The sequence below is a fragment of the Aquimarina sp. RZ0 genome (genome assembly GCF_008370685.1).
Taxonomy (GTDB): Bacteria; Bacteroidota; Bacteroidia; order Flavobacteriales; family Flavobacteriaceae; genus Aquimarina.
Genome location: NZ_VTZU01000104.1, coordinates 1 through 19095 on the forward strand (window position 1 = coordinate 1; position 19095 = coordinate 19095).

Annotated in this window: 5 protein-coding genes; all 5 read left to right on the top strand. The window is 36.2% G+C overall.

The genetic code is table 11. The features are described 5' to 3' along the window. Positions 1 to 208 precede the first annotated feature (208 nt). Positions 209 to 1438 (top strand): sensor histidine kinase, encoded by a 1230-nt coding sequence (locus F0000_RS24760; protein ID WP_149627405.1) that lies wholly within the window; start codon positions 209 to 211, stop codon positions 1436 to 1438. A gap of 111 nt (positions 1439 to 1549) precedes the next feature. Beyond that, a complete protein-coding gene (locus F0000_RS24765; RefSeq protein WP_149627406.1) occupies positions 1550 to 2221 on the top strand; it encodes a response regulator in 672 nt (223 codons plus the stop codon). A 1554-nt stretch (positions 2222 to 3775) separates the two neighbouring features. Next, positions 3776 to 4108, top strand: a complete 333-nt coding sequence (locus F0000_RS24770) for a hypothetical protein (protein WP_149627407.1) — start codon at positions 3776 to 3778, stop codon at positions 4106 to 4108. Positions 4109 to 4328: 220 nt separating this feature from the next. Beyond that, a complete protein-coding gene (locus tag F0000_RS24775; RefSeq protein WP_149627408.1) occupies positions 4329 to 4601 on the top strand; it encodes a hypothetical protein in 273 nt (90 codons plus the stop codon). 90 nt (positions 4602 to 4691) lie between these two features. Beyond that, positions 4692 to 19095 (top strand): VCBS domain-containing protein (locus F0000_RS24780; RefSeq protein WP_188112268.1); only part of this gene is annotated, 14404 nt, incomplete at its 3' end.

The window sequence follows — 19095 nt, forward strand, 5'->3', positions numbered from 1 at the left end:
ACCTCGATCAAAAAAGAAAACTAGGACTAGTGAAAAGAATTAGAAAACAAATTGATAAATTTGGATTAACTAATGATGATTTGCAAATAACTGTAAATCAGTAGTGTAATTTTACGTTAGTCAGAATAATAATATAGGTACTGTATACAAGTCACAAAAGAAATATGTAAAGGCTAAAGAATTTTATAATAAAGCGTTGAAATATAAAATGTTTTTAGCGACAAATCCAAAGCCTTTTGCCATGTTATTAGATAATTTAGCTTATGTTGATCTTCTATCAAATAATTTTGAAAATGAATTACCGGAATTGTTTTATAGATCATTAGCTATAAGAGATAGTATTAAAGATTTATCTGGGATTTCAACTAATACATTACATTTGGCAGAGTATTATAAGCAGATCAGTGATGATAGTTTAGCAAAAGTTTTTGGGAAAAAAGCAGAAAAAGCTTCTTTAAGAATAAAGAATAATGAAGAATTGCTTCGTTCATATCGATTATTATCTGAAGTTTCTGATAGTAATAATGGGTTACGATATGCTCATAGGTATATAAAATTAAATGATAGTTTGCAAAGAGAAGAACGATTATTTAAGGATAAATTTGCACGTATCCGTTTTGAAACAGAAGAAAAAGTAGAAAAAATAGCTAAAATCAGCAAAGAAAACCAAATTTTGGTCATTACAATCTTAGGATTATCGGTGCTATTCTTATTAGGGTATATTATATTCAGGCAGCAGCAGAGTAATAAAGAGTTATTATTTGAGCAAAAACAGCAGCAATCCAATCAGGAGATTTATCGGTTATTACTCAGCCAGCAGGTAAAGTTGGAAGAAGGTCGTAAGATGGAGCAGCACCGTATGTCAGAAGAATTACATGATGGTATATTAGGTCGTTTGTTTGGGGTGCGATTAAGCCTGGATGGGATTAATCAGCGGGCTAATGACGGATTTACAGACGCCAGAAATAAATATATAGAAGAGCTTAAATCAATAGAGCGCGAAATCCGATTGATATCTCATGATCTGGGGACAGAAACTTTGTCACCAGAGATTGCTTATGTAGATGTGGTAGAAAGTTTGGTCAGTGATTTGTGCTCTGTACATAAGATAGAATTTGAGTTTGATAATGATGAGAATATAGATTGGGAGTCAGTAGACAATCAGAAAAAAGTAAACCTGTTCCGTATTATACAGGAGTCGCTACAGAATATTTTTAAGCACGCACAGGCAAGTATCGTAAAAATTAGTTTCAATTACGTGGATGATAAAATAAATCTTACTATTTTAGATGATGGAATAGGATTCAAAAGTAGTAAGGTAAAAAGAGGAATTGGGTTAAAAAATATTACATCCAGAGTAAAACAAATGAATGGAGTAGTAGATTTTATTAGTAATCAAGAAGCAGGAACCAAGGTTTCTGTTGGCGTACCAATGTAAATTAATCTTTTAAAAACCATCAAAAATAATGTCGAACATATACTAATAACTATTTTTATGTAGTTATTATGAGTATCGATAGATTGATGAAGCATAACAAACTAACAAGATATGAAGAAAAAGCTTAAAGTTCTTATGATTGATGATCACCCCATGATTATTGAGGGGTACAAGAACACCTTATTAGGAGAAAATCAAAAAGAATACCAGATCAAGATTGATATCGCATCTAATTGTGATGATGCGTATGAGAGTATTCTTAAATCTTCTAAGACCACTCCTTATGATATGCTTTTTATAGATATTAAATTACCACCATCTTCTGATGGTTCGATTACTTCTGGAGAAGATCTTGCGAAACATGCAAAGGAATTATTGCCAAGAGCCAAGATAATTATTCTTACCATGCATAGAGAAGATCACAGGATACATAATATCCTTAAAAACATTAATCCTTCTGGATTCCTGATTAAGAGTGATCTTACCTCTAGTGAATTATTACTTGCGTTTAATAATATTGTGAGTGGTACACCTTATTATAGTGCTACGGTGAATAATCATTTTAGAAAAATGATGACTAATAACTTCTCACTGGACGAAAAGAATTTAAAGATTTTATATCACCTGTCCAGAGGGGTAAAAACAAAGAATTTACCTAATTATGTCAGCTTATCGTTAAGTGCTATAGAAAAACGCAAAAATCAGATAAAAGAAATGTTTTCTATTGCCAAAGCGGATGATCAAAAATTACTGGAAGAAGCTCGTAAAAGAGGTTTTGTATAGGAGAGGAAACAACATATCTAGATCCAGATAATACAGGGTTTAGTTTTTATAGTATTTAAAAAAGGTAGCAATTACAATTGCTATCTTTTTTTTGTGTTAAATTGCTGATTACTTGTATTATGACTTTGGATAAGAAGTAAACTATTATAAAAAAATTGGTCTATCAGTTGATTTTTTTGGGAATAATACTAAAGAGAAATTGTATTGAAATACATTAATAACGAACATCCGATATACCTACTATTTGACAAACTCTAAATATACTACCTCTCTTAAGTTACTACTCGAAATCAGTTCGTTTGGGCGAACAGAGTAATTTTTATAAAAATAAGAGAGAAACTTAGGTTCCAATCTATGTCAATACAGTATTTCTAGATTCATTAGATATGCCTTTTAAAGTTTTCTGGATATTTCTTTTGAGAATAATTCTATGTGTCAAATGCATTTTTTTAATAAAACTTTTATAGGATTTTTTTTCAGTAATCCGGACTTTTTCTATGGGAATGCCTGATTTTTAATAATTTATATTTGAGGCTGAAGAAATTTTGATTAAACCTGCTATTTAATAAATGTTATTTAGTTCTTTTGTCTGATTTACAGTGATTTAAAATTAGATTGTACTTGTAGAATAGTAGTTTATGCTCTAAAAGTTATTAGTTTTAACAACGATTAACGTATTGTTTTTATGGTTAAAATACACTTTTTTTTATTGTGAGTAGATGTTTTTTTGATGAGTAAAATGTTAATTTTTTTTATGTCTAAAAATGTTAAAATTGATATTTTGCCCTTATATATTTATAAAATAGTTAGAATTTCCCTTGTTTTAAAATTTGATATTAATAAAAAAATAGGGAATTTTACACTTTTTATTGAATAATAAATGCTTATTAGCTATTACTTTTGATTTTTATGTATAATTTGATGATTTGTAAAAACAAAAATTAACATTATGGTAAATGCGTAATTATTTTGAGTGTATAGTATACGTAAAATCAATGTTTTATGTATAAATTTATATTGTTAAAAAAAAGCAAATATCATCTTTGTAGTAACTTAAAAAAAATTAGATGTAAAGAAATACTGTTTTATAACTTATTTTTCCCACCCCACTATTGTTATAAAAGGTGTTTTATATAATTATATTCATAGTCTATTAAGAAGATGTTATTTTGATGATACAGTTTTCCTAATAAAAATCTTTAAGATCAACAAAAAGTAGAAGTGCTAAAAAATGATCATTGTATGAATAAGATTACAATTATAGATTTAAGAATGATTGTGATAAAACATGTTTTATTACCAGCTTTTTTTACACTTATACTTTTGATACTATGTCGCGTCTATATGGTGGATATTAATTCATGTGAAGTAATACCCTGTATTGATATTCTGGAATCATGTGGAGGAGTACAAATAAAATGTTAATAATTGATGAAAGGATGTATAAATAAGAAATAGAATAAAAATATAAAACAACCCTGTAATTGTACAACTTTGGCGAGCGAACAAAAACAGGGTCTTGCTAACGATTAACTTAAGACTAAATCAACCATTATGATATATTATTCCTGTATCTGGAATACAGTTAGTAATTATGTACTACTATTAATAAAAGGTATTCTTCCTCCGTATACCAGGTATATTAATTTTCTTCCGAAATATAATGATAAACTGACAAAAACCTACAGCCATACTGTATGTATTTTGAACGTTAACATACTTTTTAAGACATCTTTCATACTGTCTCAATTGATAGACAGTATTAATGTTGTTTTACAAAAAACTCCTTTTGAGATAAAAAAAACTGATAATCAGTTTCTAACAAAGTTTTCTAATCAAGAAAACTATTATTTCCATCAGAAAATAACAGTTGTAGATAGTATATAACATTGATATGAAAAAAAAATACCCAATCGTATTAAGCACACACAGGAATTTTATAAGTAGCATATGTCAAAATACATTCATAGCTGTTTTTTTGTTTTTCAATCTTCTTCAAACTATTGTATTGAGAAATAGTTTTTTGGTGGATATCAAACAGCCTTTGACATTGATCTGGAAGCATATTTATAGTAGATTTTTTCCTTTAACCTCCTTGAGTTTTGAGATGAGAAACAACAACAAAAAGATGCCTGATGATTATAATGCTAAAGATAAAAATATTGTAAGCAATGAGTCAGAACAGAGGCTACTAGAGAAATGTACTTTTATTATTCCCATAAAAGGAACAATAATGGAAATAGAGTACCGATCAGAAAATTTAGGTAGTCAACGTCTCTTTTATGAAAAAATACTAAGATTCATATATAGCTACTTTAAAGATCGTGCCTTTGTATTCAAGGATGCAGAAACAATAATATATAATAGATATTTTGTCTAAAAATGATCAACGAGGTATAAAACGAATATGATGAATGTTACATCTTTTTTCAAGATTAATATATTAAATAATACACCCAGACTAATACTTATGAAAATTTTCACACAATTCGCGATTTGGGATAAAACTATAGAAAAAAATATTTGGAAGGTTATACTGATATTAAGTTGTGTATCAGTTTATACTTTGCCTTTTTGTAAAGTTCGGTGTCAGCAAAACTTACACCATGAACACTCCGTATCGTTACAAAATATTCAGGCAGATCCTATATATTCGGATCATAGTAAAAACGATCTTAACGTTTTGGGAGTGCAAAATAATTTGTTGCAAAGTCCTAAAGATTTTTCTTTGTTACAACAGTCAGTTTTTACGGCAAAATCAGTAACAACAGTCGATCTTAATGGGGCACTACCCGGTACAGACAATAGTGTAATAGCACGTGTAGGTTTTATTTTTCCGACAGTCACCATTGACAATATTATTTCAGTTACAACCTCGGGTGTTACTAATGTGCGACTTACATTTTCCAGTAACGCATCGGGCGTGCCTGCTGGAGTTCCAGATGGGCAGGATAATTTATTTTTTTATGAGCCAGATGGTATTACACAGATAGGTTCGCTCCCCATAAATACTGCAGGACCTGGTCCGATAACAGCATTGGACAGAGTATATGGATCAAATACTTTTCGGTTTACTATAATTTCGTCCGGAGTTTTTGAAATTACAGATTTAGGAGGTGCTCCTATCCTAACCACTAATTTACAATCATACTTATATAATATAAGATATGCACATACAGGAACTGCGGGAGGAGGAACAGAAGGGCCAAGGTACATGATCGTGGACGTTACAGATCCAGATGATACATTATCAGCAACCTCTGTTATAAATGCTCAGTATTTTCCGACTGCAGTAGATGATACAGATAATTTGTTAGCAAACGATGCTACACCATCCTCAGGAAATTTATTAGCAAATGATACCGACCTATCAGCATCAGATACCCTTACAATATTCGAAGTAAATGGAGTATCAGGAGCCGTAGGAAGTTCTTTTTCATCTATTTACGGCTCTATTACAGTATTACCAAATGGTGATTATGACTATTTGGTGGATACAGATAATATCGCAGTATTAGGTCTAAGAAGTGGGGCTATATTGATTGATATTATTTCGTATGGGGTAGAGGATCTTAATGGAAACATTGATTATGGTTTTATTACGATTACCATAGATGGAGTTGATGAATTACCTGTAGCAACGGATAATCAAAATAGTGTAACGGTAGTTACGAATCCTACTGCTACCGGTAGTATTATTTTTGATGATGATGGTTTTGGGGTAGATTCTGGAGATAGACCTCTGGCACAGTTCATTTGGGAAGATCAATTTAGCGCACCTGGAGGAGTATTTGTAGGTTTTTCTGCGCCTATAGATGGTGAATCAAGAGTAGAACCCACTACAGGAGTATCTCTTAATTTTACATCAGCAGATCCTGATGGAATAGGAATTGCAGATCAAAATCAGGTAATAGCCCAAACAGGAACTAATGGAGGACATTTTGGATATCTTTTATTTGCAATTGATGCCACAGTGAACCCTTCTCAATCAACAGCATTGACAATTGATTTTGATGAGCCGGTAGTAAACTTATCATTTACTCTGTCAGATATTGATTGGTCACAAGGAGATTCCTGGCAAGATCAGATGACTGTAACCGGAAGTCTGGCAGGATCTGATGTTAGCTATATTCCGCAAATATCAGGTTCTGTGGTACAAGTAGGATCAGATACTTTTTATGGCACAGGATCTGTTCCACCACAAGATGCACACGGTAATGTAAATATATATTTTGATACTCCTGTAGATCAGGTAGTCTTATCTTATAATTATGGTCCTGATGCAACAGCAGCTGATAATGGAGGGCAAATAGCTGGAGTATCAGACCTGAATTGGCAAGGTACTGGGGCACCCCGTATTAGCGAACTGGATGGTAATCCAGCTAATATCGGTGTACAAATGGCTACAACTTATGGATTTATTACTGTAAATAGTGACGGTAGCTATATCTATACACTGGATCCTCTTAATCCGGCAGTGATATCTCTGGCAGCAGGAAGTATACTTATTGATACAATTCCTTACACATTAATAGATACGATAGATAATACGGGAGATACAGATACTGCTAATTTGATTATCACGATTAATGGATCAGCAGTAGATTCTGATGATGATGGTGAAGTAGATGTAGTAGATCTTGACGATGACAATGATGGTATTCCGGATCATATTGAGTGTGGAGATCCTAATATAAGTGTTGCAGGAGCAATAGATATTTCTCGTGCAACGGGTGTCAATGGAGACGCTTCTTTTGACTCTTCGAATCTAGATACGATTGAATTAACAGCTGATGCAGATAATAATGTAGGGTCGGCAATATCGACCTTGCAAATTGATATGACAGAAGATTTTACACTCTCTTACAGTGCTAATTTTGGAACTAATAATGATACTAATCTGGGTGATGGAGATGCAGCTAGTGCAGAAGTTGGAGGAGGAGATGGGATCACTTTTATTTTACATAATGACCCAGCAGCAACTAGTACGATTGGTGAGGGAGGTTCGGGGATCGGAGCTTCTACCATTGTAAATGGTATTGCTATTGAGTTTGATACCTTTGATAATACATTTTTTGGAGGAGATGAAGGTGCGTCTCTTCCTGATTTTCTTCCGCCATTTGGAGGTGTTTTTTCCCGTAAGGTAGATCATACAGCTATCTGGGATACCGATGCTGGGACAAATCCTATAAGTGGTAGTCCGGGAAATCCTTTTAATCATATTGGAGATATACCACAAGCTTCTATAGGTACTGGAGGAGAAATCGAAGATGGGATATTTCATGATATCACGATTAATTGGGATGCAACAGCACAGGTATTGACCTGGTCTTTTGATGGAGTGACAGTAGGTACATTTACCGATGATATTATCAATAACCGTTTAGCAGGATCTGATGCTGCATTTTTTGGTTTTTCAGCGTCTACAGATATTTTGAGGAACAGGCATCAGGTAACTTTAACAAGTTTTTTAGGAACCTTGATATTTTGTGATACTGATTCTGATAGTATAGATGATTATCTGGATCTGGACAGTGATAATGACGGATGTCCTGATTTTGTAGAAGGTGATAATACCTTTACAGAATCTGTAAATGGTCAAACAGCTCTGGGAACACTTGGAGATGGTAACGGAGGCACGGTTACTACTAACTTGGGTAATACAGTAGGAAATACAGCTACTACTAATGGTATACCTGCTATTGCTTCTACAGGACAAGGAGTCGGAATCAGCCAGAACGGCTCATCAGAAAACTGTACAGATAGTGATGGTGATGGGGTAGAAGATATTACAGATCTTGATGATGATAATGATGGTATTCTGGATAGTGATGAAAAAGGTTCTGGTGCTATAGATTTTACTGCGGTGACTACTGTAGCAGATGGTTCGGGGTCTTCAGTATTGACATTAGCTCCGGTGTTACTTCCTGATGATATAGAATTTTTAACAGCTACTGCAGCAGCAGGGACTACTATTTTTGGGCCGCTCAATTCTACTGCTTTAGGAGGTTCAGCTCCAGGTGTAGATTTATTGAGGTCTTCGATTAGTGGAGCAGCACCTTTGGATCAGATATTAAGTTTTCCAGTGCCTGTAGAAGCGTTAGAATTTACAATGTATGATCTGGATACTGATGAGTTTGTGTCTTTTGAAGCAACATTAAACGGAAATCCGGTAGCAATTACTGTAATTCCCGGTAGTTTAATTTCTGAAACTTCCGGCACCTATACTGGTACTAGCTTTTCAAATAATTTTAATACCGGTACGGATCAACAAGTAAAAGTCTTAATAAACGGTGCTATTGACAGGTTTACCTATATTATTTCAGAAACAGCACCTACTGATCCTAGTTTTGGTGTAACTGTAGATAATGTCACTGTATGTACAGATACAGATAATGATACCATACCCGATAGTTTAGACCTTGATTCTGATAATGATAGTTGCCCTGATTACATAGAAGGTAGTGGCAGTTTTACAGAAACAGCTGATGGACAAGTGGCTCAGGGAACATTATCAGATGGTAATGGAAATATTGTAATAAGCAATTTAGGTAATACTGTTGGCGCTACTCCTGGCGTAGATCAAGGAGTACCTACTACTGCGGGAACAGGTCAAGGAGTTGGTGCCAGTAAAGATGCGGCAAATGCTATTGCCTGTATTCCTGATGATATGGATGGTGTAAATGCATCTATAGAAGATAATGGACCTAATGGAGGGGATGCTAATGATGATGGGATGTTGGATAGTATACAGCCCGATGTAGCATCCATACCAACATTAGATGGGAGTTATGTCGCGATAGAAATTACCTCTACGACACCTGTTAATGGAGATTGTAACCAGATTACAGGAATGACATTAGTTACAGAAGCTGGTTTGGCAGAAGATGGTTCTTATGACTACCCTCTGGGATTGGTTGACTTTTCGCTGCAATGTAATACTATAGGAGAATCAGCCAGGATAAAATATTATTGGTGGGGGCTCTCTACACTTACCGAACTGGATGCTTACCGAAAATTTGGACCATCTACCCCTGGAGGTACAGATTTTCAATATCGTGATGGAAGTATTGTCTCGATAGTACAACAAATCGAAAACATTAATGGATTTGATGTATTAACTATAACATATGACCTTACAGATGGTGTACTTGGGGACGATACGCTGCCAAATGCTCAAATTGATGACCCTACGGGTCCTGCAGTAAGTGTTGATTATGATAATGATGGAGTGGATAATGTTATGGATTTAGACGATGATAATGATGGAATACTTGATGATATTGAATGTCCAGGTTTTTTTATAACTGCAGATAATTTTCCATCTGTTATTATCATTAAAGAAGATTTTGAAGCAATAGCAGATATTCCGAATACGCAAACACAGGCAAATCCAAAAAATAATTTTCAAAGTGATTTTAATTTTTCATCAACTCCAAATATTATTACAAATAGAAGTCCTGATTTTGTTCAGGATATGGAAACAAGTCCTTGGTTTAGAAGTGCTGATGGTTTTTCATTTGGAGTGCTACAAGCTATTGATAATACACCTAATTCTGTAGATAATGATGGTATAGGGCTTGTATATACTGCAGCAGAATTAAAGTTAATAGGGGTGTTGAATGGAGACGAAATTGTCGTAGAGTTTTTATATTCCCAAGGATTTAATTACGATGTAGGACTTGTAGGAGGACGGAGCTCTGATACTGATTCTGAAATTTTAATATGGTTTGGAAACGGGACATTTAATTTTGCTTCACCACCTGTTGTTGTAAATGATTCTGTAATTCCAGGAGCGTGGACACCTTCGGGGACAGTAAATAATGATGCAGGAGATCCAGCTGATGTGATGGCAAATAATACCTGGATGAAATATTCTAACTCTTTTGTTTATACAGGTGGAGATATTTATGTAGCATTAGTATCACAAACTGGAGCTATTGATTCAGGATCTGAAAATATTTATTTAGATGAATTTATTCTAGCTTCTAAGAATATAAGAACTATTGATACTGACGGTGATGGTTTAGTTGATTGTTTAGATATAGACTCGGATAATGACGGAATCCCCGATAATGTAGAAGCTCAGCCTACTGTTGGATATATTGCTCCGGGGACTAATGGAGTTGTTGGTCCTGCCGATGTTGATCCTGCAAATGGAATCCCTTCAGTATATTCATCTACAGGGTTGGATATTACGTTGGCAAGTGTTAATAATGACAGTGATGGTAGCCCTGATTATCTAGATATAGATAGTGATGGAGATGGAATATTAGATGTTATAGAATCAGGCGAAAGTCAGTCAAGTAATACAAATGATATTGATGCAGATGGTTTATTAGATGATTATGATGACGTAAATACTGTAAGTGGTGCTCCATTTGATGTTAATGATAATTTAGACGGTGGGTCTATAGATACTCCGAATACAGATGTTGGTGATGCAACTCAGACCGATACGGATGTAGATTATCGTGATCCAGTCGAACCCATTGATACCGATGGTGATGGGATCAATGATGCGGTAGATCTTGATGATGATAATGATGGTATTCTAGATAGGGATGAGAGTGATTGTGATCCAGCCGGAAATGCTCCGAGTCTACTGGCAGGATGGGATCCCAATCCAGCAGGTATCGGTAACGGAAACAATGGAAATACAGGAACTCCAAAATTAAATAGATACGAGCCCAACTTTGTAGATAATACTCTTGTCGAAGCTACCGTAGGTACTGCAATGATAGGTCCGGGATTAGTAGATGAATCGTTAGATCCGTCAAATAATGTAGGGTCTCATGGATATTACTATGTTAGTGGTGCAGATAGCCCTGATGCAGCTACGGCTATGACCAATGGAGATTATGTAGAATATAGTTTTACTACTTTATCAACTGAAACCGTCTTAGGTCGATTTATCAATATTCAGGATGTGACTACCTTTTTGGCAGGTACTTTTGAAACGACCAGAGGAGTAAATTTATCAGCCAACCCGGTTCAGTTTCCGATTTATGCAGATTTTAGCTATCAATTAGAGATCAGTGCAGACAATTTTAGTTCCTCAGCAATATTAGTTCCCGGTGTTCAGACGGTTCGTACATCAGATGGGAGTGCTTTTCCAGGAGGCAATGCATTGAATGACCCTAGTCACGAAGAGTTTCAGGTGATTCCCAATTTTCCATTATCACCTAATACGACTTATAAAGTACGCTTATTGTTATTTGCATCCGAAGATACTTCTGGGAATAGTTTTGTAACATTTGATAACTTCCGATTAAGTGCCAGTAATTGTAATATTTCTGATTTTGATGGCGATGGTATCCCAAATACTATTGACTTGGATAGTGATAACGATGGGGTCTATGATGTAGTAGAGAGTGGAAATCCTTTAGCTACAGATAGCGATAATGATGGTCGTATTGATACAGGTGGCGTTGTTAGTGTTGGAGCTAATGGTATTCCCGATGAGGTAGATGCAGATGATGACAGTATTAATACTACAGCTACGACTCCGGTGAATAGTTTTGGGACAGACGGTGCGGATTATTTAGATATTGATGCAGATGATGATGGTATTCAGGATAATATAGAGTCACAGCCTACGGTTGGCTATATTTCTCCAACAGGAACAGATACAGATGGGGATGGTATCGATGATGCTTATGACCCTGTTGATGATACAGATATTACTGCTCCGGTAGCCGGTAGTGGCACTGCTATAGTGCCTATAAATACAGATAGTGCAACAGGAGACATCATACCAGATTATTTAGATTTAGATAGTGATGCAGATGGGGAGAGTGATAATCTTGAAGGATATGATACAGATGGCGATGGTGTTATTGATATAGCAGCCTCAAATGCCGATAGTGATGGAGATGGATTAGATGATGCTTATGATCAGATAAATCTAAGTACTACTCCGATTCTGAATCCAACTGATAATGGAGAGGTGTCAGGTGATTTTCCAGATATTGATATGCCTGGAGGAGAAGCTGATTGGAGAGAAATTAATGATTCAGATAATGACGGAGTGCCGGATAATGCAGATCTTGATGATGATAATGATGGTATCCTGGATGATAACGAAGATGGGATAAATACTTTTGATGGTGATGAGGATGGTGATGGTATTTTGAATTATTTAGATGTTGTTGATGATGGAAATGCGGGAGATGGTTCTGTAACTGATTATACAGATACTAATGGTGATAATATTGCCGATGTATATGATGCTGATCTGGATGGAGTGCCCAATCATCTGGATATTGATTCCGATAATGATGGTATTCCTGATAATGTAGAAGCACAACCTACAATAGGATATATATCCCCGGGAACAAATGGGGTAGTAACACCTGCAGATGTGGATTCGGTAACAGGAATTCCTACAGTGTACCCTGTAACAGGCTTAGATACAACTTTGGCATCAGTAAACAATGATACAGATGGTATTCCTGATTATTTGGATAGCAATAGTGATGATAACGGAACTATTGACACAATCGAAGCAGGGCTAACCATACCAACAAATATGAATGATACAGATGGCGACGGTTTATTAGATGCTTTTGATATAGATAATACTACTGCAGATGTAAATAATGACTTAGACAATGGTTCATCAGATACTCCAAATACAGATACAGGTATTTCAGGACAAACAGATACTGATGTTGATTATCGAGACCCCATAGAACCTATTGATTCAGATAATGATACGATACCTGATAGCGTCGATTTGGATGATGATAATGATGGTATTTTGGATAGTACTGAATGTCCTTTTCAGTCTGTGAATTTTACACCGCTTTCTGGAGGTGTGGGAACAGCAACTAATTTTATAAATGCAGCTGGTAATGGTAATGGAGATTTGTTACCTACAAATATAACTGTTGGATCAGTTACTTATAATGGTACAAATGGATCTTCTCAAGTCACAGATGTTAATGGAGGAGATGTTATTCGATACCGATTTATAGGTGCTGAAACAGGAGCAAGTTTCTTCAATGATATTACCTTTGATACACCTCAATATCCCACATTCGGAACACCTTTTGATAATGGATCGCCGGTTGGATCATCAATTAACCAGTCTGACTTTTTTGAATTACGTCCTATTGGAGCTTCTCCAACATTTCAATGGATAATTATAGAAAGTAATCCTGCAGCAGATGCCAGGGTTGTAGGAGATGCTTTGGTTATAGGAGCAGCACCGGGAGGAGGAGCGGGAGGTTCTACACCTTTTGCTGAATTTAGAATAACAACAAATGAACCTATTTCTGGCATAAATATTCTTTATAATAACTTAATAGATCTAACAGGAACGGGAGGATTTAATACTGGTTTATTCAGTTTGTCTTTATGTCCTGATACAGATAAAGATGGTGTGCCGAATATATTTGATTTGGATAGTGATAATGATGGAATTTATGACCTTGTGGAAGGAGGAGATCCTAATGCATCGGATACAGATAATAATGGTATAATTGATACAGCAGGCGTAGTTAACGTGGGAGCTAATGGTATTCCTAATGAAGTTGATAGTGATGATGATGCATTGAATGCAACAGCAACAATACCTATTAATAGTTTCGGTACTGATGCACCAGATTATTTGGATATAGATGCTGATGATGATGGTATTGTTGATAATATAGAAGCTCAAACTACTCTAGGGTATCAGGCACCTTCAGGTATTGATACTGATGGTGATGGAGTAGATGATCAGTATGATCCGGACAATGGAGGTACTTCAATTATACCTACCAATACAGATGCAACTTTTACTAATAGTGATGCGATTCCGGATTATTTAGATACAGATAGTGACGGAGATGCAGAAAGTGATACAATCGAAGCGTATGATACAGATCAGGATGGTGTCGCAGATACAGTACCTGCTAATACAGATTCAGATGGAGATGGATTAGATGATAATTTTGATGATATTACATTAACAACTGGTTCAATAACTACGAATCCTACCAATGGAGGACAAACGGCTACGAATCCTTTTCCGGATACAGATATGCCAGGGGCTGAACCAAACTGGAGAGAAATCAATGATACAGATATGGACGGAGTACCAGACACAGCCGATCTTGATGATGATAATGATGGTATTTTGGATGAAGAAGAAGATGGGATAAATACTTTTGATGGAGATGAAGATGGAGATGGTGTTTTGAATTATATAGATGTTATTGATGATGGAAATGCGGGAGATGGTTCTACAACAAATTATGCAGATAGTAATGGTGATGGTATTGCCGATGTATACGATACTGATCTGGATGGAGTACCAAATCATCTGGATATAGATTCGGATAATGATGGTATTCCTGATAATGTAGAAGCACAACCTACAATAGGATATATTTCACCTGGAACCAATGGTGTTGTAGGCCCGGGAGATGTTGGTACAACAGGTATCCCTACAGTTTATGATCAGGTAACTGGTATAGTTACTATTGAGAACAGTGATACCGATACGATTCCGGATTATTTAGATTTGGATAGTGACAATGATGGTTTAACTGATACAGTTGAAGGTGGTTTGTCTCTGGCAACAAATGCAAATGATACAGATGGCGATGGTTTATTAGATGCCTATGATGCAGATAACTCCATTCCTGATGTAAATAATGATTTAGACGGTGGGTCTATAGATACTCCGAATACAGATGTTGGTGATGCAACCCAGACCGATACGGATGTAGATTATCGTGATCCAGTCGAACCCATTGATACCGATGGTGATGGGATCAATGATGCGGTAGATCTTGATGATGATAATGATGGTATTCTAGATAGGGATGAGAGTGATTGTGATCCAGCCGGAAATGCTCCGAGTCTACTGGCAGGATGGGATCCCAATCCAGCAGGTATCGGTAACGGAAACAATGGAAATACAGGAACTCCAAAATTAAATAGATACGAGCCCAACTTTGTAGATAATACTCTTGTCGAAGCTACCGTAGGTACTGCAATGATAGGTCCGGGATTAGTAGATGAATCGTTAGATCCGTCAAATAATGTAGGGTCTCATGGATATTACTATGTTAGTGGTGCAGATAGCCCTGATGCAGCTACGGCTATGACCAATGGAGATTATGTAGAATATAGTTTTACTACTTTATCAACTGAAACCGTCTTAGGTCGATTTATCAATATTCAGGATGTGACTACCTTTTTGGCAGGTACTTTTGAAACGACCAGAGGAGTAAATTTATCAGCCAACCCGGTTCAGTTTCCGATTTATGCAGATTTTAGCTATCAATTAGAGATCAGTGCAGACAATTTTAGTTCCTCAGCAATATTAGTTCCCGGTGTTCAGACGGTTCGTACATCAGATGGGAGTGCTTTTCCAGGAGGCAATGCATTGAATGACCCTAGTCACGAAGAGTTTCAGGTGATTCCCAATTTTCCATTATCACCTAATACGACTTATAAAGTACGCTTATTGTTATTTGCATCCGAAGATACTTCTGGGAATAGTTTTGTAACATTTGATAACTTCCGATTAAGTGCCAGTAATTGTAATATTTCTGATTTTGATGGCGATGGTATCCCAAATACTATTGACTTGGATAGTGATAACGATGGGGTCTATGATGTAGTAGAGAGTGGAAATCCTTTAGCTACAGATAGCGATAATGATGGTCGTATTGATACAGGTGGCGTTGTTAGTGTTGGAGCTAATGGTATTCCCGATGAGGTAGATGCAGATGATGACAGTATTAATACTACAGCTACGACTCCGGTGAATAGTTTTGGGACAGACGGTGCGGATTATTTAGATATTGATGCAGATGATGATGGTATTCAGGATAATATAGAGTCACAGCCTACGGTTGGCTATATTTCTCCAACAGGAACAGATACAGATGGGGATGGTATCGATGATGCTTATGACCCTGTTGATGATACAGATATTACTGCTCCGGTAGCCGGTAGTGGCACTGCTATAGTGCCTATAAATACAGATAGTGCAACAGGAGACATCATACCAGATTATTTAGATTTAGATAGTGATGCAGATGGGGAGAGTGATAATCTTGAAGGATATGATACAGATGGCGATGGTGTTATTGATATAGCAGCCTCAAATGCCGATAGTGATGGAGATGGATTAGATGATGCTTATGATCAGATAAATCTAAGTACTACTCCGATTCTGAATCCAACTGATAATGGAGAGGTGTCAGGTGATTTTCCAGATACAGATGTAGTTGGAGGAGAGCCTAACTGGAGAGATTTATTAGATACAGATAGCGATATAATTCCGGATACTGTTGATTTGGATGATGATAATGATGGTATTTTGGACACAGTTGAAAATAGTCTTGGGATAGACCCCTCAGCAGATGCTGATGGGGATGGTATTCCAAATTATCAGGATTTTAATGATAATGGAAGTGGAACGACACCAGTATGTACTGATATAAATCTTGATGGAATATGTGATACTTTAGATTCAGTATTTGATACAGATGGTGATGGTGTTCCTAATCATTTTGATCTTGATTCTGATAATGATGGTATCTATGATGTGATAGAGGCAGGGGGGATAGATACAAATGATGACGGTTTACATGATGACGATGATAACAATGAGGATAATACAGCAACGAGCGGTATTCCATCAGAAGCTAATGGTGGAACAGGAATTATTGCACCTACAGATACAGGAAGTGATGGGAGCTTGGATTATTTAACATTGGATAGTGATGGTGATGGCTGTAGTGATGCCAATGAAGCATATAATGATGCTACCGCCGATGGTGGTGATTCTGGAGTATTTGGTGTAGACCCAGCTGATCCAACTACAATTATAGATCCAGATGGTACCGTTATTGCTGCTTCCTATACAGATCCGGTAGATGGTGATACAGATTTAACGGATGATTATCAACAAATAGGAGGCCCGGATGGAGATGGTGATGGAACACCTGACGCTTGTGATTTAATTTTTGAAGACTATGATGGTGATGGAATTGGGGATGCCGTAGATCTGGATGATGATAATGATGGTATTTTAGATGTAGAAGAATATAATTGTCCGACAGGGGGTTCAACTTTAGGTTGGGATACTGCTACAGACCCCTGGACAGGTAATCCGGCATCTAGTATTATACCTACAACTGCCACAATTACAAGAGACGGTACATTGGTAACAGCTTCTAATGCATTATCAGACGCAGGAATAGCTAGTTTTACTGCATTAAGTATGACTTTTAATGGTACGCTAGGAGTTCAGTTACAGGCAAATATTGATGAAATTAGTAATGGATCAACTATTAGATACGAAATAACATTTGATCAACCGGTTATTGGGTTAAATTTTTCTGTAGTTGATATTGATGAGAGAACAGGAGTAGATGAATTTACAGATCAGGTAACGATTATGGCCTCTAATGGCGGTACACCAATTAATTTGATTAATGGCACTAATTTTACAGCAGGCCCTGCAGTAGATGTTTTAGGAGGAGGTGTATTTCAAGGGAATACTCAGGTAACTTCTGGAACTGATGCAGATGTAAATCTCAATTTCACAAAAGCTGTTGATGCTATAATTATCGAATTTACCAATGTTGGATCAACAATAAGTACGATGGATACAGCTATACTAATTTCAGAATTGGCATGGAATTGTACTTTTGAAGATTTTGATAATGATAACATACCAAATCACCTGGATCTGGATTCTGATAATGATGGTATTACAGATCTTACTGAGTCAGGTCAGTTGGATAATGGAGCTATAGATACTAATAATGATGGTATTATAGACGGTACTCCAGGAGATTTTGGAGCAAATGGTCTAGCTGATACTGTTGAGTCCGATGATACTATTGGAGCTACAACAGCAAATCCAGTGAATACTGATACCAATGGTGAAGCAAATTATCTGGATATTGATTCAGATGATGATGGTATTGTGGATACTATTGAAGGTCAAACAACTACAGGTTATTTGCCTCCAGCTAATAATGATACAGATATGGATGGAATTGATGATCAGTATGATACTGATTGTTCAATAGTAAATTGTGGAATTTCAGGAACTCCTATCATTCCTGCTAATACAGATGGATTGGCAGATGGAGCAGATTATATTGATCTTGATTCTGATGAAGATGGCGAAGATGATACGATTGAAGCATATGATAGTAATGATGATGGAGTAGTAGATGGAACGGATACTATTGGGACTACACCCGATTTAACAGCTTTAGGAACGGATATTGACGGAGACGGCTTGGATGATGAATTTGATGCTGATACGGCCAGTCCAGATACAACTAATGGAGGACAAACAGCTACTAATCCTTTCCCTGATACAGATAGCCCTGGAGGAGAACCAGACTGGAGAGATACTATAAATAATGATTTGGAAATAACTAAAGTAGATAGCTATGTAGATACGAATAGTAACGGTATCATTGATGCAGGAGATACGATCAATTATGTCTTTACAGTTACAAATAATGGAACAGCCACAATAACAGGTATAAGTCTTACCGAAAGCGATCCAAATGTAATTCTATCAGGAGGTCCTATTCCGTCTCTTACTGCAGGTGCTTCTGATAATACTACGTTTACTGCTACATATACAATTTTATCTTCTGATATTACTACAGGAAATTACAGTAATACTGCTACAGTTAATGGCGGCGATCCTAATGGAAATTTAATTACAAGTTTATCAGACGATCCTGATGATCTTTCGGATGCTACTGATGATGATAATGATGGTAGTCCTGATGATCCTACCGTTACGGACTTGAGTCAGCCTTTATTGGATATCACCAAGACGGATAGCTATGTTGATACAAATGCCAATGGTATCATTGATGCCGGCGATACGATCA

What these genes read in the sequence shown, in the direction of transcription:
- F0000_RS24760 (WP_149627405.1), top strand. Translation starts at nt 209, where the DNA reads ATGTTTTTAGCGACAAATCCAAAGCCTTTTGCCATGTTATTAGATAAT.
- F0000_RS24770 (WP_149627407.1), top strand. Translation starts at nt 3,776, where the DNA reads ATGATATATTATTCCTGTATCTGGAATACAGTTAGTAATTATGTACTA.
- F0000_RS24775 (WP_149627408.1), top strand. Translation starts at nt 4,329, where the DNA reads ATGAGAAACAACAACAAAAAGATGCCTGATGATTATAATGCTAAAGAT.
- F0000_RS24765 (WP_149627406.1), top strand. Translation starts at nt 1,550, where the DNA reads ATGAAGAAAAAGCTTAAAGTTCTTATGATTGATGATCACCCCATGATT.